Origin of the sequence: Mucilaginibacter mallensis, from assembly GCF_900105165.1 — a bacterium.
GTDB lineage: Bacteria > Bacteroidota > Bacteroidia > Sphingobacteriales > Sphingobacteriaceae > Mucilaginibacter > Mucilaginibacter mallensis.
The window spans coordinates 2,142,006-2,164,293 of sequence record NZ_LT629740.1 but is presented as its reverse complement, the minus strand read 5'-3'; the positions used below and the strand labels follow the sequence as shown (position 1 = coordinate 2,164,293).

The 22,288-nt window shown below is 40.8% G+C and carries 17 protein-coding genes; 6 read left to right on the top strand and 11 right to left on the bottom strand.

Annotated features, from left to right (window positions below; all coding sequences use genetic code 11):
* Positions 1 to 39: 39 nt before the first annotated feature.
* Together BLU33_RS08865 and BLU33_RS08855 are read left to right on the top strand one after the other, a co-directional pair.
* Positions 40 to 501 (top strand): DUF4268 domain-containing protein, encoded by a 462-nt coding sequence (locus tag BLU33_RS08865; protein ID WP_091371395.1) that lies wholly within the window; start codon positions 40 to 42, stop codon positions 499 to 501.
* 387 nt (positions 502 to 888) lie between these two features.
* Positions 889 to 2,091: a DUF763 domain-containing protein gene (locus BLU33_RS08855; protein ID WP_091371391.1), complete on the top strand. Its 1,203-nt coding sequence runs from the start codon at positions 889 to 891 to the stop codon at positions 2,089 to 2,091.
* A gap of 166 nt (positions 2,092 to 2,257) precedes the next feature.
* Here the strand turns inward: BLU33_RS08855 and BLU33_RS08850 are convergent, their stop codons facing one another.
* Together BLU33_RS08850 and BLU33_RS08845 are read right to left on the bottom strand one after the other, a co-directional pair.
* Positions 2,258 to 2,788, bottom strand: a complete 531-nt coding sequence (locus BLU33_RS08850; protein WP_091371390.1) for a DUF4142 domain-containing protein — start codon at positions 2,786 to 2,788, stop codon at positions 2,258 to 2,260.
* A 117-nt stretch (positions 2,789 to 2,905) separates the two neighbouring features.
* Positions 2,906 to 5,494 (bottom strand): phosphoenolpyruvate carboxylase, encoded by a 2,589-nt coding sequence (locus tag BLU33_RS08845; protein WP_091371388.1) that lies wholly within the window; start codon positions 5,492 to 5,494, stop codon positions 2,906 to 2,908.
* Between the two features lie 206 nt (positions 5,495 to 5,700).
* On the opposite strand from BLU33_RS08845, the gene BLU33_RS08840 reads away from it, so the two are divergent.
* On the top strand, positions 5,701 to 7,839 hold the full coding sequence (locus BLU33_RS08840; RefSeq protein WP_091371386.1) for an FUSC family membrane protein: 2,139 nt from the start codon (positions 5,701 to 5,703) through the stop codon (positions 7,837 to 7,839).
* A 53-nt stretch (positions 7,840 to 7,892) separates the two neighbouring features.
* On the opposite strand, the gene BLU33_RS08835 is transcribed toward BLU33_RS08840, so the two are convergent.
* The gene (locus BLU33_RS08835; RefSeq protein ID WP_091371384.1) at positions 7,893 to 9,239 is read right to left on the bottom strand and encodes a PhoH family protein; all 1,347 of its coding nucleotides are present in this window, start codon (positions 9,237 to 9,239) and stop codon (positions 7,893 to 7,895) included.
* Between the two features lie 1,304 nt (positions 9,240 to 10,543).
* Positions 10,544 to 11,491 carry a hypothetical protein gene (locus BLU33_RS08830; protein WP_157682089.1) on the bottom strand — a complete coding sequence of 316 codons (948 nt, stop codon included), beginning with the start codon at positions 11,489 to 11,491 and terminating at the stop codon, positions 10,544 to 10,546.
* A gap of 85 nt (positions 11,492 to 11,576) precedes the next feature.
* Between BLU33_RS08830 and dcp the strand changes: the two genes are divergently transcribed.
* Together dcp and BLU33_RS08820 are read left to right on the top strand one after the other, a co-directional pair.
* Positions 11,577 to 13,721 (top strand): peptidyl-dipeptidase Dcp, encoded by a 2,145-nt coding sequence (gene dcp, locus BLU33_RS08825; protein ID WP_091371380.1) that lies wholly within the window; start codon positions 11,577 to 11,579, stop codon positions 13,719 to 13,721.
* An 83-nt stretch (positions 13,722 to 13,804) separates the two neighbouring features.
* Complete coding sequence (locus BLU33_RS08820) at positions 13,805 to 14,683, top strand: diiron oxygenase (protein WP_091371378.1); 879 nt, start codon at positions 13,805 to 13,807, stop codon at positions 14,681 to 14,683.
* 106 nt (positions 14,684 to 14,789) lie between these two features.
* Here the strand turns inward: BLU33_RS08820 and BLU33_RS08815 are convergent, their stop codons facing one another.
* The 7 genes from BLU33_RS08815 to ribD all read right to left on the bottom strand — a co-directional run bounded on the left by BLU33_RS08815 (position 14,790) and on the right by ribD (position 21,211).
* A complete protein-coding gene (locus tag BLU33_RS08815) occupies positions 14,790 to 15,695 on the bottom strand; it encodes an SAM hydrolase/SAM-dependent halogenase family protein (RefSeq protein WP_091371376.1) in 906 nt (301 codons plus the stop codon).
* A gap of 7 nt (positions 15,696 to 15,702) precedes the next feature.
* Positions 15,703 to 16,002, bottom strand: a complete 300-nt coding sequence (locus BLU33_RS08810; protein ID WP_091371375.1) for a hypothetical protein — start codon at positions 16,000 to 16,002, stop codon at positions 15,703 to 15,705.
* Positions 16,003 to 16,051: 49 nt separating this feature from the next.
* On the bottom strand, positions 16,052 to 17,071 hold the full coding sequence (bioB, locus tag BLU33_RS08805) for a biotin synthase BioB (protein WP_091371373.1): 1,020 nt from the start codon (positions 17,069 to 17,071) through the stop codon (positions 16,052 to 16,054).
* A gap of 36 nt (positions 17,072 to 17,107) precedes the next feature.
* Entirely contained in the window at positions 17,108 to 18,472 is a 1,365-nt protein-coding gene (gene mgtE, locus BLU33_RS08800) for a magnesium transporter (RefSeq protein ID WP_091371371.1), read from the bottom strand.
* Positions 18,473 to 18,568: 96 nt separating this feature from the next.
* The gene (locus BLU33_RS08795) at positions 18,569 to 19,177 is read right to left on the bottom strand and encodes an IMPACT family protein (RefSeq protein ID WP_091371368.1); all 609 of its coding nucleotides are present in this window, start codon (positions 19,175 to 19,177) and stop codon (positions 18,569 to 18,571) included.
* A complete protein-coding gene (locus BLU33_RS08790; protein ID WP_091371367.1) occupies positions 19,177 to 20,046 on the bottom strand; it encodes an EamA family transporter in 870 nt (289 codons plus the stop codon). Before BLU33_RS08790 ends, BLU33_RS08795 begins: the two co-directional genes overlap by 1 nt.
* Before the next feature lie 106 nt (positions 20,047 to 20,152).
* On the bottom strand, positions 20,153 to 21,211 hold the full coding sequence (gene ribD, locus BLU33_RS08785) for a bifunctional diaminohydroxyphosphoribosylaminopyrimidine deaminase/5-amino-6-(5-phosphoribosylamino)uracil reductase RibD (protein WP_091371365.1): 1,059 nt from the start codon (positions 21,209 to 21,211) through the stop codon (positions 20,153 to 20,155).
* 33 nt (positions 21,212 to 21,244) lie between these two features.
* On the opposite strand from ribD, the gene prmC reads away from it, so the two are divergent.
* Positions 21,245 to 22,117, top strand: a complete 873-nt coding sequence (gene prmC / locus BLU33_RS08780; protein ID WP_091371363.1) for a peptide chain release factor N(5)-glutamine methyltransferase — start codon at positions 21,245 to 21,247, stop codon at positions 22,115 to 22,117.
* Positions 22,118 to 22,288 lie beyond the last annotated feature (171 nt).

The window sequence follows — 22,288 nt, the reverse complement described above, 5'->3', positions numbered from 1 at the left end:
GTACCTCGTTCGAAATGACAAGAAGAATAATTAATCATCATGTATTCAAAAGATGAAGCATCACAAATACAGCAGGCGTTCTGGACAGCATTCGGGCAATATATCTCTCCGCAATTATCTGCCGATGGCTTAAAGGTAAACTGGGTAAACTACAAAACCGGCATTAAACATTTGTACTTTAAAATGGAGGCCGATAAGCGCTTTGCTACTATTGGTATCGTTATCACTCATTCTGATATAGGCATACAAGAGCTTTTTTTTGAACAGTTTAAGGAATTAAAAGCCATGTTCGGTAGTTATTTAAATGAGGATTGGATCTGGGCTTTGCATGATAAGGATGAATATGGTAAAATCATCAGCCGCATTTACCTCCAACTGGATAATGTAAACATCTATAACCGCAATGATTGGCCGCAATTGATCTCCTTCTTTAAACCAAGAATTATTGCATTGGATGAATTTTGGAGCATGGCGCAATATAGTTTTGAGAGTTTGAAATAATAGTTTCCCTTTGCTCTCTCCATGTCATGCTGAACTTGTTTCACTGTTGTCCGGTAAACTTTTGAATAAAACTTTTACCGGACAGCCGGTTGAGAAATAGCTGCGATATTTTCCATTAAAAACTTTTTTTGAGGCTATAGCGCACTCACAATGCGTCAAATGGCCGGAATACTGGAAATTTACTTTCTTTTTACCGGACAGCCGGTTTTTGAAAAGAGGATAAAGTACTCGGTTTTTAGGGGGCTTGCTTTTGAAATAGACAAAAAAACGCCTTTTTGAAACCCTAAAAGGCATTTTTATATAGCAAACAAAAGTTTACCGGACAACAGTGAAATAAATTCGGGGTGACTATACAAAAACAATTTCCATTTTGCTAACTTTGTTAGCATGGAGCGTTCGGGAAGTGCTGACCTGCCATTGCATTATGGCTATGTGCCTATCTGGCTCGCAGAGCGGATGGCAAAGCTGGGATTGGCTATAGTGGAGAATATACTGATAGATTACGGGAAAGATGACCTGCTTCGCCGCATCAGCGATCCATTTTGGTTCCAGAGTTTAGGTGCAGTTATGGGTATGGACTGGCATTCATCAGGTATTACTACATCTGTTATGGGTGCTTTAAAACGGGCGGTAAATCCGCATAGTAAAGAACTGGGCATTTACATATGCGGTGGTAAAGGTAAGTACTCTAAACAAACTCCTGACGAGCTCCTTAAAATTAGCGAAAGAACCGGCCTTGATGGTGATTACCTGGTTAAATGCAGCAAACTAAGCGCCAAAGTCGATAACACTGCTATACAGGATGGTTTCCAACTTTACACTCATAATTTTATTTTGAGCGATACCGGTAAATGGGCAGTTGTACAACAAGGCATGAGCGATTTGAGCAGTACAGCGCGCAGATATCATTGGTTATCGGAATCCTTAACCTCTTTTGTGGATGATCCGCATACATCTATCTACGGGCAAAATACCGGCTACATTTTAAATATGGCCGATAAACAAGCTGATGGCTCAAGAAATGGAGTTATGCAAATAGCTGCTGAAAACCCGGAACGTATGCTAAAGGAGATCAGTAAACTGGTAATGCCATCGCACCATGATGTGCGGGCAAAAGATGTCGATCTTAAAAGATTGGGCGCCGTGCTTTGGCTGGCACATGAAAAACAGCCGGCCGACTTTCAGGACCTGCTATTACTGCAAGGATTAGGCCCAAGAACATTACAATCATTGGCATTGGTTAGCGAAGTAATCCATGGCACATCATCACGGTTTAAAGACCCTGCACGATTTTCCTTTGCACATGGTGGCAAGGACGGGCATCCCTTTCCTGTACCCATAAAAGTTTATGATGAAACCATCAGCACCCTGCAAACCGCGGTTTATAAAGCTAAACTAGGCCAATCAGAAAAAGCTGAAGCTATAAAAAGACTCTCAAAAATTGCAGAAAACGCCGAGAAGGATTTTACCCCCAATGCCAACTTTGATAAAGTAATTGAAGAGGAACGCAGTAGCTCATGGAAATATGGCGGTAGGACAGTAATGGGTAGAGCTAAGCCACCCGTACAACAGCAATTAAAACTATTCTAAAACAAAAATAGCGATGGGTTTAAAACCCATCGCTATTTTCTATTCTATTCGATCCGTCATCCCGAACTTGTTTCGGGATCTCATGTGATTAGTAGCCAACATGAAGTAGACCTTGCATATGAGATGCCGAAATAAATTCGGCATGACCATTCACTTTGTTCTATTATTATTTTGCTCCGGCTAACTCTTTAGCCTTATCCAAATGCATTTGAAGCATTGGCAAATTGTCAGCAGCAAAAGTTTTTATAGTTTGATTTTTGTCGTCGCTTGCTTCTGTAAACAGGTCAACAGCTTCTTCATGATCTTTAACCATCATTTCCAGATAAGCCTTGTCAAACGCTACACCTGTTTTTTTAGCAAGGCTGTCAATCATTTCCTGGTGCTCACCGCTAACTGTATCCTTCTCAGTCATTAGTTTATCGTATTCCATCCATTTAAGCGTGCTATCAGCTTTGGTATGATCGGTTATTATCATCTGAGCAAAACTTACTACCTGCGGATTAGTTGAGTTTTTTACAGCTAATTGTGATGCCTCTATTTCAGTCATGCCGCCTTCAAGGCCATTTTTAATAAGCGATACACCTACGTCGTCAACCAATGTTTTTTCGTTATAGTATTTTGCTTTCCAGTTATCTATACATGATTGCAGAGATAAAGCCATAGCTAATCCTAATACCGGGTAAATAAGTTTTTTCATTTTAAAATGTTAAAGTTATATTATCGACAAAACATTAAACCGTACCGTTTAATATTTCATGCAAAACAAATCAATTTATTAATAAGAAGCCAAAAATTTGGCAAATATTTTTAGTGTTTATGCCAGATTTCTGCCTGCATTTACAATACCATATACGGTTCTTATAACCAGCTTATCATAAATCTCTGTCATCTCCTCATCACTCTTCTCATTATTAAGGCATTGCAGCGCATAATGCTGTACAATTACCAGTGGCAACACAATACGCTCACGTATACCTATTGAACGCCTTTCAACCGGGTATTCATCCATCAGCGCGTTACTACCTGTTAATTCTATCAGCATAGCTTTGGTAAGGTCATACTCGTCTTTCAGCATCTGCCAAAACGCACCAAACTTTTTATCTTTTTGCAGATAAGCGGTAACGCGAAAATCCGATTTCGACATAGACATCATACAGTTATCCAGCATAGTTTTAAAGAAACCAGATGTATGGTACAGTTGTTTTACTTCCTCCCATTTGTCATCATTTTTCATTTTCTTTAAAGCAGTGCCTACACCATAAAAGCCGGGTATGTTCTGTTTCAACTGGCTCCATGAAGTTACAAAGCTTATGGCCCGCAGGTCCTCCAGTTTCAATTGCGCATCGGCATTACGCTTGGTTGGGCGGCTGCTGATATTGATACGTGAAAGCAATTTTAGCGGACTGAATTTTTCCAGGTATTCCACAAATAAAGAATCCTGTTTTAAATCCATAAACATTTTATAGCTTTCGCTGGCCATATCGGCTATTAACGCTTTATGTTTTATACTTAAAAGATCGTTTTTATTTGGATATAGCTCCGATACAATACCCGCATTTATCAACTGCTCCATGTTAAAACGGGCAGTTTCAATTGATCCGTATTGCGAACTCACTGTTTGTCCCTGTATGGTTAGCTGTATATGCTCATTAGCTATCTCATCGCCCATTGAGGCATAAAAACGGTGTGTTTTACCACCACCACGAGCCGGCGGGCCTCCCCTGCCATCAAAGAAGGCCAAATCAATGCCATATTTTCTGGCCATAGCAGTAAGCTCAACTTTCGCGTTGTATATCGACCAGTTGGCCATCAGGTAACCGCCATCTTTGGTACCATCTGAGAAGCCCAGCATAATGCTTTGGCGGTTGCCTCTATTTGCTAAGTGTTCTTTATAAAAGGGATGAGTATACAGTCGTTCCATTATGGTTGCTGCCAGCTTAAGGTCATTAATGGTCTCAAACAATGGCATAAAATCAACGCTCAGGTCTTCCTTTTTCCAGCCGCTCCATAAAAACAGGTCTATCAGCTGTAAAATATCTGATGCCTGCTGACAATTACTGATGATAAAGCGTTGACAAGCCTTCTCTCCATTAGCCTGCTGAATATCCTTCATCAGCCTGATAGTGTTAAGCGTATCCATGGTGAGGCTATCCACATTATCAGGACATTTAAAATCAGCTTCCTTAAAGGTGATGTGTTTTATTTTTCCTTCTTCGTCAAGATCGTTGTAACCAGCGTAGATACTTTCTTTAATACCATCCTGTTGTTCTATGTATTCGTATACACTACGTAATACACGGCTATCCTGCCTTATATCAAGCGTAGCGAAAAAGCAACCAAACAGGTTAACTTTCCTTATCAGGTCCTCAACTACGTTTACAAATAAGCTGTCGTGGTCTTTTATTAATGTATGCCTAACAGATTGCAGCAAAATCAATAGGTCTTTTTGTACATCTTCCTGTTTTTCCTGCGGATTAAAGGCATTTTTATAGAGAAGCTTCTCAATGGTTTCCAAGGTTTTACCAAAACCCCTGAAAGTAATACGGCGTTTCAACACCCTGAAATCACGGTAATAACAGCGGAATACGATCTGCCTTAAAAATTTAGCCACTGCTTTGGTAGTATCTGTAGTTACGTTAGGGTTACCATCCCTGTCGCCACCCGGCCAAAAACCTAATTCTAAAATCTGGTGATTATCCGCAAGATTTATATCAAACTCTTCTTCCAGTTTTGATTGTATGCCTGATATAGCCTGGTAAAATATATTCTCCAGAAACCAAACCAAGCTAACCGCCTCATCAACTGGCGTTGGCGATGTTTTATTAAAGAAAGGCGTTTTACCTAGCTGTTGTAGCAGCTCATCAATAGTATTTATATCATTGATCTTCAGCGCCTCTATCATATCAGTCATGATACCCAAAACCGTGCCCGGGTAAAACTGTGTAGGATGCGCGGTAAGTACCAGGCGTAACGAGAAATCTTTTAATTTTTCGCTGATCGCATTACGGGCCTGATCGCTGGTAGCTGCTTGCTGCAACAGGCTTTGCAATGATCCTGAATCATCAGGGCGGCCAATTTTGCTAAACGATGAATCCTCTATGGCATCAAACAATACTACCTGCCGCTCAATATACTGTATGAACCTGAACAAACGGTTAATCTGCTCGCGGTGATCGATATCCGGTACATACTTTTTAAAGAATGATTCGATGATCTCCTTTGGAGATTGCTCATTAATAGCACCTTTTTCACAATGCGAACTAAAAAACGGCAGCAAAATACCGGTATCTTTAACCTGGTAAAAAGGCAGCGTTTGAAATAAACTGTTATACAACTCAAAACGGGCAACAACTTCATGGTTGAAAGCGGTTTCTCTCTGGCTGAGTTTTAACGTTGAGGACATACAAATAGGTTGAACATGAGTATAAAATTCCGGTGCATTTAATGAGGTCGCATTAAAGGGGTGAATTTAAATATCTAATTCTGAAAACTAGCAATAAATTGAATATTTATTAACAATTCGTCACTATATATGTTAATATTGATTAAAAAATAGCCATCCGGTTAAATTTTAGAAATTTGCATTTCTAAATCAACCAATTAGCCGCTATGCAGTTCAGGGAGATAAAAAGTTTTTTTTACAGCCAGTATTTTTCCGACGGCTTGCGCATAACTATAGGCGTTTTGATACCGTCGTTAATATTAGCACAACTGCATTATTTTGATGCTGGGGTAAGCATGTCGCTGGGTGCATTATGTATAAGTGTTGTTGACACCCCGGGCCCAGTAATGCATAAGCGCAATGCTATGGCTATATGCAATTTATGTGTATTTATAGTAGCGGTAATTACCGGCTTTGCAAGGTTTAATATTTACACATTAGGGATTGAAGTTACTTTGTTTTCGTTCCTGTTTTCCATGTTCACCATTTACGGCAATCGTGCCGCATCCATTGGTACCGGTGCTTTACTGGTAATGATACTGATGATGGACAAAGCCGAACCACCTTCTGAAGTGCTATCATCAAGCGCCATTATTTTAGCGGGCGGGGTGTGGTATATGCTTTTCAGCCTTGTATTTTTCGGCATCAGGCCTTATCGTGCCGCGCAGCAAACACTTGGCGAAAGTATTGATGAAGTGGCTAAATTTCTACGGATTAAAGCTGCCTTTTATTTACCGGATACCGATATTGATGCAAACTACCATAAACTAGTATCGCAGCAAATAAAGGTTAGCCAAAGCCAGGACCTGGTGAGGGAAATGCTGTTCAAGAGTCGGTTATTGGTGCGCGAATCAACCAGTGCAAGCCGTATTTTGGTGCTTACGTTTATTGACCTGGTTGATATGTATGAAAACATTATGGCTACCCATTATGATTATGCCTATCTGCGCGACAAGTTTAAACATACTGGCATATTAGCCGATGTAGCCAAGATAATTGAACATATGGCCAATGAGGTAGATAAGGCTGCATTTATTGTGTTATCCAACACCAAATATAAAAACCCGGTAGACTTTACTCCTGAGCTGGAAAAGCTGAAAGCAAAGATTGATATACTGGCCCAGACTGAGCCCGAAACAAGCAACATTATCCTGAAAAAAATATTGGTAAACCTGCGTGATATGAACCAGAAGATCACGAGCATTTATAATTATTATAATTCAGATTCGGCCAACCTGCTGTTTGAGAATCGCCGGAGAGTAGAATACTCCAGGTTTGTAACCCACCAGGATTATGCCCCGCATATATTTACTGATAACCTATCCTTCGATTCAGCTGCGTTTAAACATGCTTTAAGGGTAGCTTTGGTTTGTTTAATCGGGTTTATCACTGCCAAAACCATTTCGCAGGGGCATCATAGCTATTGGATATTGCTTACCATCATTGTTATTTTAAAACCAGGTTTCAGCTTATCAAAACAACGCAATTATCAGCGGCTCATTGGCACCATTTTCGGTGGCATTATTGGTATAGCATTATTGATTTTTGTGCCAGATAAAACGGTACAGTTTTTTTGCATGGTATTTTTCATGCTGGGGTGCTATAGCTTTTTAAGGTTTAATTACGTGCTAAGCGTTTTATTTATGACCCCCTATATACTTATTGTATTCAGCTTTTTAGGGGTTAATCATATCGTTCAGGAAAGGATCACCGATACTTTGATAGGTTCTGTTATTGCTTTTATAGCCAGTTACCTTATTTTCCCGGCATGGGAATATGAGCAGATACAGCTAACCCTGCGCGAGATGATATGCGCCAATATAAACTACCTGGTTAAAATAGCCGAAAGCTTATCGGGCAAAACGGTAGATACAACTGAATATAAACTGGCCCGCAAAGATGTTTTTGTAAAATCAGGGAACCTATCGGCTGCGTTTGAACGAATGACATCTGAACCCAAAAGCAAGCAAAAGAATATAAAAGAGATACACAAATTTGTAGTGCTCAATCATATTCTATCATCTTATATTGCTACGGTCGCAGCTGAAATTATTGGCAAAACATTAAACAATTCACAGCCGGATATCATTAGATCCATTAAAAAAAGCCTGGCCGTTCTTAATGACACCAGTGCAAAACTGGGCGGACAAAAAGCCGATTTCAACACCGAAAGGTCAACTCAGGTTAGCCTTGACAATAAACCGGAGCTTTTAGTACCTGACGATAGCCTTTTAAAGGAACAATTAGGATTTATCAATAAGATCAGCGCCGATATTGCGCGAGTGTCGGAGAATATATTAGTTTAGTCTTGAATCCGGAGTCTTTAGTCAATAGTCGACTTCAGACTAAAGACTCCAGACTATAACAACTCCGTCGCCAAATTAGCTAACTCGCTCCGCTCCCCTTTTTGCAGGGTGATGTGGGCATATAATGGGTGATCTTTTGCTTTATCAATCAAATACGACAGCCCGTTACTTTCAGCATCAAGATACGGGGTATCGATCTGGTAAATATCGCCCGTGAAAACAAATTTGCTGTTCTCTCCTGCCCTGCTGATAATAGTTTTTATTTCGTGCGGGGTTAAATTCTGCGCTTCATCCACAATAAAAAATATCTTGCTTAAAGTGCGCCCACGGATGAAGGCCAGTGGCGCTATGGATATTTTATCAGTGGTAACCAGCTCATCAATCTTAGCCTGCATCTTTTCATCGTCATTAAACTGATCCTTAATAAATTTAAGGTTATCCCATATTGGCGCCATGTAAGGGTCTATTTTTGACTTTATATCACCGGGCAAAAAGCCAATATCTTTATTACTTAGCGGAACGATAGGCCGGGTAACATAGATCTGCCTGAAATGCTTGCGCTGTTCCAACGCACCTGCCAATGCCAAAAGTGTTTTGCCTGTACCCGCATTGCCTTGTATTGTAACCAGTTTTATGTCAGGGTGTAGCAGGGCGTGAATGGCAAAAGCCTGCTCCATGTTTTTAGGCGAGATATTGAAAATAGGCTGCTCGGTAACCTTTTCCAGTTGCGCAGTTTGCGAATTGTAAAATGCCGGCACTGATTGATTTTTCCCGTTTAAAATATAAAAATGGTTGTTGAGGTGTTTAATATCAAAGATATCTACCGGTAAACTATCATGCTTATTGAGTTGGCTTATAAGCTTATCGGCTACTTTGTTTAAAGTAGTTTTACCTGTATAAAGCTCATCAACGTTTTTAATCTTGCCGGTTTCGTAATCCTCAGCATATAAATTAAGCGATTTTGCTTTCAGGCGCAGGCATATATCTTTTGAAACCAGTACAACTTTTTTATCCGGATTTTCCTCCTGCAATACCAGGGCTGCATTTAATATACGATGGTCTGTTTTTTCCGAACCAAAAATAGCCGCGGCATCTGCCGCAATGTTTTTAGTATCGATAATTACCTTAAAGCTGCCTTTGCTTTTGCCATTCAGCGGCTGCCACTCGTTAACCAGGTTGTTGCTGGATATATCATCCATCAGCCTGATAAAACTACGCGCCTCAAAATTGCGGGTATCATTGCCGCTTTTCATATTGTCAAGCTCTTCCAGCACTTGTATGGGTATGGCCACATCATGTTCCTGGAAGTTTTCAAAGGCATTATGATCGTATAGGATAACGGAAGTATCTAATACAAATATTTTCTTCTTGTCAGTTTTTCTCGAGCCGTCCTTTTGCATAGATGGCTAATTTAGCTTTTTTGGAACAAAAAAGAGTGATTGGTGGTTGGAGATTGGTGATTAGTTTTTAATCCCGACACTGTCATTATGAGTGGCAGCGAAGAAACTGGCTGTCTCGTTATATTCGGGTGGCAATTGCTTATCGCTCGTATAATAGATCCTTCACTACGTTCAGGATGACAAAAAGCATCCTGTAAATCCCTAAAATCAAAAAAAAACTGGTTCAAAAACGAAAACGGAAGCCCTCCTCTTGCGATTTGAACTTCCGTTTCCAAACTCCTTAGCAGCCATAGCCACTGCGGAGCACCAAGTTTTGTGTATCCCTAACCGACCTGATCTCCTCATCGTTATTTTGCCTACGCTGAAGATCATTATTCTCTGCGAATGCTGACCTATCATTTGTGATGCTCAATACCGGTTTCTGTTGTTATCCCAACGGATTGAACGCTGTCAGCTTCGTTTTCACATTCAATCTGCCACCATTCTCGTGAAATGGCAGTTAGTATGTTCATCGAACGCTGAGGTTGTTATGATCCTGCGGATACGCAACTCCATCGTTATTCGTGCAACGCTTTGATACATCTTTATTCTTAGCGAATGGATGACTCATCGTTTGCTAACGCTGATTACTTCAAGGTCATTATTTCGGCTGCCGTTCTTCGTAAAGTTTTGCAGCACCTATAATACCTTTCTATTGCTTTCCCGGTAATTTGCTTTCGCTATTTTTCGGTAGGCAATGAGATACGTTCCCTGATCTTTAGTTCACCCGAAAGTTCACCCGATTCAGTTTCTTTATCTCCAAGGTTGTCAAAGTACGTCGTTCTTGATATTATCAATATCGGGAGATCCACATTATTTCACAAGCATTTTTTTTATTTTTTCTTAACAGGTTATTAACAGCTATCGGGTTGTTGTAAACATTTGGCTTGTTGCTGATTTTTAGGACCTTAAATTAATTATGGTGATGAATGCGCAACTTTATTAACAGTGTTATTATCCACAAAACCTAAAAAAATCACATTCTTTTATCTGCCTGAAAATTCCTGAAATAAGAAAAGATTGAATTTTCCCTGTTAAAATAGCCTCTTCAAATGAATATTGAATGCGTTACAAAAACGATGAATATACTCCTGAATTCATTGCCGTTGGTTTTAGCCAACGGGTTTAAAGCAAACATATCATGGCTTTAGCCAAACAACCATTTAGGCTAAAGCCATGATATAGGCATTAATATCCCGTCCCATAAATGTGACTGCAATAAAAATTCAATTGTCATACTGGCCGGGCCGAGCCAACCCGGCATCCTACTTCCGCCCTACCACATTCAAAAGCACCGCACTGGTATGCACTATTCCCAATGTATTACCGGGTTTAACAATAAGGTAGTATTTTAAATACCCATCAATAATAGCTTTTATGGTTTTGGTAGTTGATTCCCTGTACTCCGGCATAATATAATCTACCGACCTATCGAAATACATTTGCCCTTTATCATCAACAAACGCCCAAAATGAATAAGAGAAACCTTCATAGGCCTTATTAATGGTGATGTTAAACTCAGGATTCATATACCCATCGGAATCATCAAAATTATTGGATACATCGGGCTTTATTTTCAGATACTTAACCGTAACTCGCGGACTTCTGCTTTCCATAGTAACCGGTATACGTGCAGAAAAAGCGCTGTCGGGTATCCTATTAGCTAATTCGGCTTTCTTTTTAATGAACAGCGTGTCGTTGCGATCGGGTTTGCCCAATGTGGCAGCATTGGTTTTTAATACATTTTTTAGATAATCATTGGAGTAAAAGGTCATGTAAACTAATGAGTGCTTCATATGCAGCGTATCACCCTGCACTTCCAGCACCTGTAGTTTCAGGCTATCCTTACTCATCTGCATCATTTTAAAATACGAGCGTGCTACGTTAAAAATGGAGTCCCCCTCCATAAACACAAAAAAGTTAATGAATTGCTTTTTCTCCGGACTATATACACTTGCCGAGTCGTTAGCCAAAAAGGTAATTTTGTACGATGGCTCCGTTTGGAAACCATTGTTATCAAATGACATTCCGTTCTTCAAACGCCTGCGCACTTCGGTAAAAGGAATGCCATATACCGGCTTAAAAGACAGGGAATCCTTTTTCTTTTCCTCATGATGTGCTACGCGTCCCCTGTTACATGAGCTAACGATCATCGCAAAAACAAATATGATGAGCCCAATTGGCCCTAAAAGCTTATATCTGATAAAATTCATAATCAATGCATTATGCATCCGGAAACCTCAATTTTAATATAGCGCAATATATAGGATTTTCGTAATTTCAACGTTTTAAAACATTATGAAAACTCTATTTATACTACCATTAGCAGTATTCGTGGGAATTATGACCTCGTGCAAAAACAATACAGGCACATCAGCAGGCAATAGCGCTGATTCTGCATCATCCAATCCTTTGCTTACAGCAAGTACCTTACCTTTCCAGGCTCCGCCGTTTGATAAGATAAAAGACTCGGATTATGAGCCTGCATTTGAAGAGGGCATGAAACAACAGCTGGCTGAAATGGAAAAAATAGCCAGCAACCCTGATGCGCCAACATTTGAAAACACATTTGTGGCAATGGAAAAAAGCGGTGTGTTATTGCAACGGGTAAATAACATTTTCAACACGGTTACAGGTGCTAATACTGATAGCGTCCTACAAAAAATACAAGAGGAAGTAGCCCCTAAACTTGCAGCTCATCAGGATGCCATACATTTGAATGCTAAACTATTTAAACGTATTGAAGCAATATATAATAACCGGGCGCAACTTAAGCTCGACCCCGAATCGGCCCGTTTGGTTGAATATGACTACCTGGAGTTTGTGCTGGCCGGTGCAAAACTTGCAGACAATGATAAAATAGTCCTCAAAAAGTTTAATGAGCAGCTAGCTTCGCTTAGCGCTAAATATACCAATCAATTACTGGCAGCCGCCAAGGCAGGTGCATTGGCAATTAGTGATACTAGCGAACTTGCCGGACTATCACAAGGCGATAAAGATGCGCTGGCGCAAAATGCAAAAGCAAAAAAGCTTGATGGTAAATACCTTATAGCTTTACAGAATACTACGCAACAACCCCTACTGCAATCATTAGCAAACCGGGCAACCCGCGAAAAATTATTTAATGCATCATATACACGTGCCGAAAAAAGCGACTCAAACGATACTCGTACAACCATTGTTCAGATAGCCAAACTACGTGCTGAAAAAGCCAAATTACTGGGCTATCCTGACTATGCCTCATGGGTTTTGCAGGATCAAATGGCAAAAACACCACAGGCGGTTGACAAATTCTTCGCTCAACTAGTTCCTGCTGCCACAGCAAAAGCCAAAAGCGAGGCTGCCGACATACAAAAAGTTATAGACCAACAAAAAGGAGGCTTTCAGCTACAACCTTACGATTGGAATTTTTATGCTGAACAGGTTCGCAAGCAGAAATTCGACCTGAATGAAAGCGAGATCAAGCCTTATTTTGAAATCAATAATGTATTGCAGAACGGTGTATTCTACGCGGCCAACCAGCTTTACGGCTTAACATTTAAGGAACGCCATGATATTCCGGTTTATCAAAAAGATGTGCGTGTATTTGACGTGATAGACAAAGACGGCTCACAAATAGGTTTGTTTTACTGCGATTACTTTAAGCGCGACAATAAATCAGGCGGCGCGTGGATGAGTAATATGGTTGATCAATCGAAATTACTGGGTACAAAACCTGTAATATATAATGTGTGCAATTTCACTAAACCAGCCCCCGGTCAGCCCGCATTAATCAGTTTTGATGATGTTACTACTATGTTCCATGAATTTGGCCATGCCCTGCATGGTTTCTTTGGTGATCAGCAATATCTTACCTTATCAGGCACTAACGTAGCCCGTGATTTTGTGGAGTTTCCGTCACAGTTTAATGAGCACTGGGCATTATATCCGCAGGTATTGCAGCATTATGCTACCCATTACAAAACCGGCCAGCCTATGCCGCAGGTTTTGGTTGATAAAATAAAAAAGGCCGCTACCTTTAATCAGGGCTATTCCTTAACCGAGATACTGGCAGCTGCTTCGCTGGATATGCAATGGCACCAATTACCGGCCAGCGCGCCATTACAAGATGTAGATAAATTTGAAGCCGCATCGCTTGCCAAAACAGGACTGAACTTATCACAGGTACCGCCTCGTTATCGTTCAAGTTATTTCTTACACATTTGGGCCAACGGCTATGCGGCTGGTTATTATGCTTATTTATGGACAGAGATGCTGGATGATGATGCCTTCGCCTGGTTTAAAGAAAATGGCGGTTTAACCCGTGCAAATGGCCAGCGTTTCCGCGATATGATATTATCAAGAGGCAATACTATTGAATATGGTAAAATGTACCGCGATTTCAGGGGCCATGATCCAAGTATTAAAGCGATGGAACAAAAACGCGGTTTGATCGCGGAGTAAGGCAACCATTACTCAAAATTTCCGTTATTATACTTGTAGAGACGCAATACTTTGCGTCTCTACAAGTATCCTGGCATTAAATTATGGATGTAAAAGAAATTGAGCGACTGATAAAGATAAGCAAAGAGCATCCGCTTATGCCGGAAACCTATATCCCCTGGCATGAACAACCCAAGCCTGAAGAAATATTTTTGCCTGAAATTTTAACCTCTTTACAGGGGCTGGACATCTATAATACACTAACCGATACGCAGAAACTGGAACTCGGTCGGCATGAATTGGTACAGGTGATCGCCTCCTACGCCTGGGGCGAATGTTTGTTCTGCCTTTTCATGACCCGCCACCTGCTTACCTTACCGGCAGATAATGTGGAACACCGTTTTTTACTGCGCGAACTGATTGAAGAATTCAGGCACCAGGAAATGTTTACACAGGCGATAATGCAAATAAGCGGCAAACCCATTAAGCAATCGGGTATGCATAAGTTCATTGGGCATTTCAGCAATAAATACCTCCCTGCTGACTACCTGTTTATGGGCAGCGTATCAGTTGAACTGGTAACTGATGTTTATGGCAACTATACCCGTAAAAACCCGCAGGTTTACCAGGTTTTACGCAAGATGTTCGATCTGCATAATATTGAGGAGGCGCGACATATCCTTTTCACTAAAAGCTTACTAAAAACATACTCCGCCAAAGCCGGATACATTAAACGCACGCTCTACAGCTATGTAATTTTGCTTAATATTTACTTTGTACGCACCATGTATGTTAAACGAGAAATATATGAGCGCATCGGCATGGAAAACCCGGATAAGGTGTACGAGCTCGCCTCAAAAAACTTTAAACAGAAATTTGCCGATAAGTGCCTGCACGATATTATTGAGTTTGTAGATAGCTGGAAAGGCCTTAACAACGCCACCCGTTGGGCCTGGCGCTGGGTTTTAGGCGCGAAAGTGTAACATTTATTAATATTGTCATTGCGAGCGATAGCGCGGCAACCTCGTCGCGTTCTTATGCATGCGACGAGGTTGCTTCGTCGTTCCTCCTCGCAATGACATGGGTTTATTATTTGTGTGTTATCGTGATTTCCACGCTCCAATCTCCCCCACTCCCAACATGATAATCCTTAGCAAAATCGCCCTGATTTAAGGCGAATGACAACTGCATCAGGCTATTGATATAAGCAAGCGGTTTGCCAACAGGTACAACGGCAAAGGTTTGGCAATAAGGCATTGCTCCTTCGTAAACTTTTTTGTGATCGTGAAAGATAGATACCTGCAATATACCACCAAATTTGAGATTGAGCTTAGCAAACAAACTGGCATCTATATTAGTCCACACATTACCATATTGCACATCAAGTATGGGGATGTCACCCTTTAATACACCATTTTCCAGTACCGCTTTTTGATATGGAATGCTTACAATATTAAGTGGCAACACAGGGCCAACCTGTTCATAGGTGATGACACCGGCGGCCAATCGCGCTGCGGTGTAAGCATAAACATCCCTGCCATGAAAGGTATAAGAATCCTGCGAACCATTGCGTCGGTTTACTTTTTCGTCTATCTCGCGCAGTTCTGCAATGCCGAGTGATTCGGCTATCAGGGTTAAAGTGCCATTATCCGGTGTAACAATAAACTGCCCCGTTTTTGTTTTAAGCACTACCGATTTACGGCTGGTGCCAACTCCCGGATCAACAACCGATACAAATAAAGTCCCGGCAGGCCAGTAAGGCACCGTTTGGTACAAACGATAGGATGCCTCCCATATATTATAGTTGGGTATCTCGTGGGTAAGATCGAATAATTTAAGATCTGGGGAAACGCCCATTGCCACACCCTTCATCGCTGAAACTGCTCCATCCTTCAACCCAAAATCCGACTGAAAAACGACGATCTTGTTTTGAGCAATGGAGAATTGAACAAACAGCAGTAATAAAGCAATACTTAAGATTAGGCGTTTATGCATGGTGAAATCACATTGTTCTTTTATTCCCGCAAGCCGCACAAAATGAAGCTAATGATGTACGATATGGCTTACCACAATTTTCACATTCGGGTCCATATTGACTGATTTGATGATGCATTATGGCATTATACTCATCATCAGCGATATGAAAGCCCGTTAAATTGTTATGATAATCAAGCAGTGGTTTAAATCTGTCCGGCGTAGTGATTTTAAATCCCAGGCTATAAAGTTCTTTGGCTCTTGCAAACTCAACATCATCCAGCATCGGCACATCCATCTTACATCGCCAACACCAAAGGAGTTTCATATTACCCGGATTTCACTATAATCTCTAATCACCAGTCTCTGATCAACTATTACCCAATCACCTCATTAATACTCATTTCCTTAATCTCTTTACTCTCACCCGGACGACCATTTTTAAAGGCTTTACGTGGTTTTAGGCCCAGCAGTTCAAACATGGCCATATCCTCATCAAATGATGGGTTTGGTGTGGTTAATAGCTTATCCCCTGCAAATATGGAGCTTGCTCCGGCCATAAAGCATAACGCCTGTTCAACAGTGCTCATTTCTGTGCGGCCTGCTGATAAACGTACTACACTCTTAGGCATAATTATACGCGCGGTAGCAATCATACGTACCATATCCCAAACAGGGATCCGTGGCTGGTCTGCTAACGGAGTGCCTTTCACAGGTACTAAAGCGTTAACAGGAACTGATTCCGGGTGCTGAGGCAGGTTTGATAATGTTTTCAGCATTGAGATCCTGTCTTCAACTGTTTCGCCTAAGCCTATTATACCGCCGCTGCAAACCGTAATTTTCGCTTTACGTACATGTTCTAATGTTTGCAAACGATCATCATAGCTACGTGTAGTTATAATACGTTTATAGTCTTCTTCTGATGTGTCCAGGTTATGATTGTAAGCATATAAACCCGCATCAGCCAATCTTTGTGCCTGCGATTCGGTTAGCATGCCCAATGTACAGCATACTTCCATATCCAACTCATTGACGGCCTTTACCATATCAATCACCTTGTCGAAATCCTTGTTATCACGTACCTCGCGCCACGCGGCACCCATGCATAATCTTGATGCGCCTCCGTCCTTAGCTTTTTGGGCTACGGCTATAACTTCATGCTTTGGCATAATTGCATGCACATCAACACCTGTATTATAACGCGCCGCTTGCGGACAATACGCGCAATCCTCGGGGCAACCGCCTGTTTTTATTGATATCAGCGAGCTGATCTGCACCTCGGCATAATCCTTATTTTCACGATGTATAGTTGCCGCCTCATAAATAAGGTCGAGCAAAGGCTTGTGGTATATTTCAGCTATCTCTTCTTTTGTCCAGTTATGTCTTACCGCTGTCATGTATATTCTGTTTATAAATTCAAAGTTAAGTAAAAGCTACTTTACATGTGTATGTAATAGCAAATGTGTTGCAAACCATAAAGGCAGTAAAAAGCCCGCACAGTCTGTAAAAGTTGTAATAATGATGGATGATGCAACCGCAGGATCAATCCCTACCCTTTTAAGTATTAATGGTATTGACGCACCGGTTAAGCCGGCTACAATCAGGTTACCCGTCATGGCCAGGAATAATACCAGACCAAGCATAATATTGGCATCATAAAACAAGGCTATAAAAAATACGATCAACCCATTGGCTGCTCCGTTTATTAATCCTACTAAAAACTCTTTAAAAACGGTATTATAGGCTTGGCTATCGGTCAAATCACTTAACGAAATACGCCTTACAGTTACAGCCAATGCCTGCGTTGCCGAATTACCACCCATACCGGCAATAATGGTCATATACGCCGCAAGTATAGGTAACTGTGCTACTGTAGCATCAAAATGACGGATGATTGATGCAGCTAGGTAAGCTGTTCCTAAATTTATGATCAACCAGGGCAGGCGGCTTTTAACAGCATCCTGCCAGTTACCGCTCAGTTCCTCATCCTCTGATACACCGGAGATCTTTAATATATCCTCGGTATTTTCCTGCTCCATTACATCGATGATATCATCAACCGTAATGCGACCGAGCAGCTTCATATGGTCATCAACAACCGGGATGGTTGTTAAATTATATTGTGATATTAATTTGGCTACTTCTTCCTGATCGAGCTCTGCTTTTACAAATACAAAGTCGGTATTTACAATATCTTTTACTTTTGCATTTATACGGGCCTTAACAACATCTTTTAAGGATAATATGCCTATTAATGTATTGGAATCATCAACCACATACACCGTATAAAACTCCTCCATCTCTTCAGACTGGCGGATGATCTCATCCAGCGCTTCCTTTTTATCAAAGTTTAAATTCACTTTGATAATTTCGGAGTTCATGATACCACCCGCGGTATCCTCATCATACTTTAATAAGGCGCGGATACTATCGGCATCTTCCTGATCAAGATCTTCCAGGATTTCCTGCTGCTCATCCTCATCCAACTGCGAGATAATATCCGTAGCATCGTCATAATCCAGCTCTTCAACTATCTCTGAACGCTTATCGGGGTGCAGGTTTATCAATAGTTCCCCGGGGCGGTGTTCCTCATCCATTTCAGAGATAACCTCTGATGCCACCTCGATTGGCAATATGTTGATGATTTTCTCTTTGGCCTCCTGCGGAAGTTTCTCAAAAAGCAATGCAATCTCCGAAGGGTGATACTCCTTCAGAACCCTTTGTAATTCAGCATCATCGCTTTCAAGTGCGACTTTAATGCGCTGCAGGTCGGTTTTGTCGATTTCAAAAGATTGCATACTGTGCTAAAGTAAGTATTTAAAGCTTAAAACAGGATATAAAAAAACACTGGTTATATTAAAATTTCATTAAAATAACTCTTTTTAAGAGCGTCTTCAGATGATGAGTTTTATTACCGCTCCGCTTACTTTTTCAAACCTGGCAATACTCTGATTTACCTGCATCCGCCGTATACCGATCTTCATAATACACGTATTATCAAATTGCTGATCTAAAACGGTAAGGTTATCCTCTTTAATAATGCGCATTACATCATTCATCTGCTGGTAATCGAACTGAATGGTATAAATATCATGCAGCATTTTTTCAATAACGACAGCAGTATTCAATGCTTCCTCCGCAGCTGTGCGATAGGCATTGATCAGCCCGGGCACTCCAAGCAAAGTACCGCCAAAGTAACGCACCACAACCACTAATACATTGGTTATATTGCGGGAGAATAAGGTATTTAAGATCGGCCTGCCGGCTGTTCCAGATGGCTCGCCATCATCATTAGTACGGAACACAGAGCGGTCAATTCCTAAACGCATGGCCCAGCAATGATGATTTGCTTTAGGATGATCTGACCTTAGTTGGGTCAGCAATGGTTTTATATCGCTTTCGGTATTTATAGGATACACAAATGCCAGAAATTTGCTACCGCGATCACGAAATATGCCCTCTGCCGGTTTATCAATAGTGAGAAAAGTATCGTCAAAAAGCATTAAAGGATATTAGAATAAGAAATAACAACTATAGCAGCAATAGCTAATGCTATACCAATTTTATTTATGACAGTTAGCTTTTCCTTAAATACCATTAGGCCAACTACTGAGCCTAATACAATAACGCCGATATTCATGGCTGAGAAAACTATTGATGGGCTACTTGCCAGTGCCTGATGCGCCTTTAAGTAAAACAATATATTGCCAAAGTTTGCTATCCCCAATATCCACCCGAAGAAAATATGGGGCCACGAGAATTTTGCTTTTTTTGTTGCGAACAGATAGACTAAGCCTAACAACCCGATCACAAATGATATTACATAAACCAGTAAAAGCGATGTTGCATACGGCACACCTTTAAACAGAGCCATTTGCTTAAATAATATATCTATCACACCCATACCTAAAAAAACAACAAACAGATAAATCCACGAATTAGCAGGAGCCCTTTGGGTTTTATACCGCTCCCTTTTCCACGGGATAGAACATAGAATTGCAGCAAAGCCTAACACGATGCCGATAATTTTTAGTGTAGTTGGCTTTTCATCAAATAACAAAAAAGCTGCTATAATGGGTATAAAAAGTGATAATCGCTGGGCAATTTCTGTACGTACTATACCTGTAAACCTTACCGATGCGGCAATTACAACAAAAAGTGTTGGCAACAAAAAACCCAGTAGTGAATAAATATAAAATGGGGCCGATTGTAAGCTTTGTATCTGTGGTTTTAAAAATACCCAGGTAAGCAAAATGGCCATTGAATAATTCCAGGTAATAGCCTGGAAAACATCTATCTGGTAACGCTTTGCCAACTTTAACAATATGGAAACGATTACACTGCAACAAATACTTAAAAAAACGTAGAGCATCTTATAGGTTAATTTTGTTGATTGAGTTGAATAAGTGAATGGTACAAATTAGGGGTATTGATTTTTATTAATAAACATCAAACTAAATCAACTTAATCTAACCCAATCAACCACTCGCCAAGTTATTATAAAAAATTGTTAAACGGTCGTTCCCTGATAAAACTTCTTCGCCAATATTACCATTTATAAGCGGGGCTTTAATGCCTTGCTGCAAAATAACATTGCCTGTAAACACCCTTGCTTCGTCCCATAAACCAGCTGCAATAAACGTATTGAGCGTATGGGCGCCACCTTCAATAATAACCGACTGGATGTCCTGAAGGTATAATTGGTACAAGATATACTCCGGCACATACCTGCCGAAATCCTCCAAAGCTATATATTTATTTTTACCGTCGAACTCGGTTTTTATTTCATTAAATATCAGTGTTTCAATTGATTGATCAAATACATTTAAATCGTTACTTAATTTCAATTCACGATCAATTATCACCCGTTTTGGCGATTTACCGGCACCATAACGCACGTTCAACTGCGGGTTATCAATAGCCGCGGTATTTGTACCCACCAAAATAGCATCCTCCTCGCCTCGCCATTGGTGTACCAGTTTCCGTGATTCTACCCCGGTTATCCAAAGCTGACTATTATTTGGAGGTGCAAAAAAACCATCCCCAGTTTGTGCCCATTTAAGTATAATATATGGCCTGTGCTTTTGCACACGCGTAAAAAAGCGCCTGTTCAGCCACCTGCATTCCTGTTCCAAAACACCTGTTACAACCTCAATGCCGGCAGCCTGTAATTTCTCTATTCCCTTACCATTCACCTGGTCGAACGGGTCGCGGCAACCTACTACTACCTTTGGTATTTGGTGTTTGATGATCAGATCAGCACAGGGAGGCGTTTTGCCGTAATGCGCGCAGGGCTCGAGTGATACATAAATGGTTGCTTGCTTCAGCAATTCGGCATAATTATCAAACTTGCCGACAACCTGGTTAACCGCATTTACCTCGGCATGCGCCTCGCCATATTTTGGGTGATAACCCTCGCCTATTATGCTATCGTTATGCACAATAACCGCCCCTACCATTGGGTTCGGACTCACATACCCGATACCCATTGCAGCAAGTTCAAGACAGCGGCGCATATATATTTCATGTTGGGGCATGGTACAAAAGTAGCTTTTATGTTACTTTGTTGCATGAAAACTATTAAGGATGTATTTAACGCCTTTAAACAAAGTTTGGCACCCTTATATGATGCCAGCGAAATTGAGGCGCTCACCTTAATGATAATCAGCGAAATAACCGGATCATCAAAAGCGATGATCAAAGCTTTCCCTGAGCAGGAAATTACATTGCCACAATCAGAAGAACTAAACAATATCCTAATCCGACTGCAAACCGGTGAGCCTATCCAGTATATTTTAGGCCATACTGAATTTTACGGTTTAACTTTCAAGGTAAACCCGTCCGTACTCATTCCCCGGCCTGAAACCGAGGAATTGGTGGCATGGGTGTTAAATTCAAAAGTCAAAAATCAAAAGTCAAAAGTTGCGACTATTTTAGATATAGGCACAGGCAGTGGTTGTATAGCGATCAGCCTGAAAAAGAATTTACCTGAGGCTAAAGTTTCAGCAATTGATATTTCAACCGATGCACTACAGACCGCAAAGCAAAACTCTGAATTAAATGAAGTGAATATTAATTTTATCCAAGTTGATATTCTAAACATCAACCCCGAAATCGAAATACCTAAATCCGAAATCATCATCAGTAATCCCCCCTACGTTACCCTGCACGATAAAACCCAGATGCACACTAACGTAACCGATTTTGAGCCGCATACAGCCCTGTTTGTACCTGAAAAGGATCCGCTGATATTTTATAAAGCTATTGCGAATTTCGCTATGGAAAATCTCATACCGAACGGTCTGCTATTTTTTGAGATCAATGAAAATTTGGGTAAGGAGACAGTTGAAATATTGGAAAGTAAAGGATTTAAGAATATTGAGTTAAGAAAGGATATGAGTGGCAGGGATAGGATGGTAAGAGCAAGCAGAACCGGGATTTAGAACCTGGATTTATTGGATTTTTGAGATACAGGATGTTACTAAGCATGAAATTTTTGTTTCTTTTCTCCCCGTCAGTAGAACAGCTTCGGGTGAAATCAGGCAAAACAATGGTGGTCTTATGCGTGGCAGGGCATAGCAGATTTTTACAAAAGCGCAAAGGCCAAGTGTGTG

Bases quoted from the DNA above. Each gene is read 5' to 3' on its own strand.
- BLU33_RS08840 (WP_091371386.1), top strand. From the start codon at position 5,701: ATGCAGTTCAGGGAGATAAAAAGTTTTTTTTACAGCCAGTATTTTTCC.
- BLU33_RS08815 (WP_091371376.1), bottom strand. From the start codon at position 15,695: ATGCATAAACGCCTAATCTTAAGTATTGCTTTATTACTGCTGTTTGTT.
- BLU33_RS08820 (WP_091371378.1), top strand. From the start codon at position 13,805: ATGGATGTAAAAGAAATTGAGCGACTGATAAAGATAAGCAAAGAGCAT.
- BLU33_RS08855 (WP_091371391.1), top strand. From the start codon at position 889: ATGGAGCGTTCGGGAAGTGCTGACCTGCCATTGCATTATGGCTATGTG.
- BLU33_RS08830 (WP_157682089.1), bottom strand. From the start codon at position 11,491: ATGAATTTTATCAGATATAAGCTTTTAGGGCCAATTGGGCTCATCATA.
- bioB (WP_091371373.1), bottom strand. From the start codon at position 17,071: ATGACAGCGGTAAGACATAACTGGACAAAAGAAGAGATAGCTGAAATA.
- ribD (WP_091371365.1), bottom strand. From the start codon at position 21,211: ATGCCCCAACATGAAATATATATGCGCCGCTGTCTTGAACTTGCTGCA.
- dcp (WP_091371380.1), top strand. From the start codon at position 11,577: ATGAAAACTCTATTTATACTACCATTAGCAGTATTCGTGGGAATTATG.
- BLU33_RS08835 (WP_091371384.1), bottom strand. From the start codon at position 9,239: ATGCAAAAGGACGGCTCGAGAAAAACTGACAAGAAGAAAATATTTGTA.
- BLU33_RS08810 (WP_091371375.1), bottom strand. From the start codon at position 16,002: ATGAAACTCCTTTGGTGTTGGCGATGTAAGATGGATGTGCCGATGCTG.
- prmC (WP_091371363.1), top strand. From the start codon at position 21,245: ATGAAAACTATTAAGGATGTATTTAACGCCTTTAAACAAAGTTTGGCA.
- BLU33_RS08850 (WP_091371390.1), bottom strand. From the start codon at position 2,788: ATGAAAAAACTTATTTACCCGGTATTAGGATTAGCTATGGCTTTATCT.
- BLU33_RS08845 (WP_091371388.1), bottom strand. From the start codon at position 5,494: ATGTCCTCAACGTTAAAACTCAGCCAGAGAGAAACCGCTTTCAACCAT.
- BLU33_RS08795 (WP_091371368.1), bottom strand. From the start codon at position 19,177: ATGCTTTTTGACGATACTTTTCTCACTATTGATAAACCGGCAGAGGGC.
- BLU33_RS08790 (WP_091371367.1), bottom strand. From the start codon at position 20,046: ATGCTCTACGTTTTTTTAAGTATTTGTTGCAGTGTAATCGTTTCCATA.
- mgtE (WP_091371371.1), bottom strand. From the start codon at position 18,472: ATGCAATCTTTTGAAATCGACAAAACCGACCTGCAGCGCATTAAAGTC.
- BLU33_RS08865 (WP_091371395.1), top strand. From the start codon at position 40: ATGTATTCAAAAGATGAAGCATCACAAATACAGCAGGCGTTCTGGACA.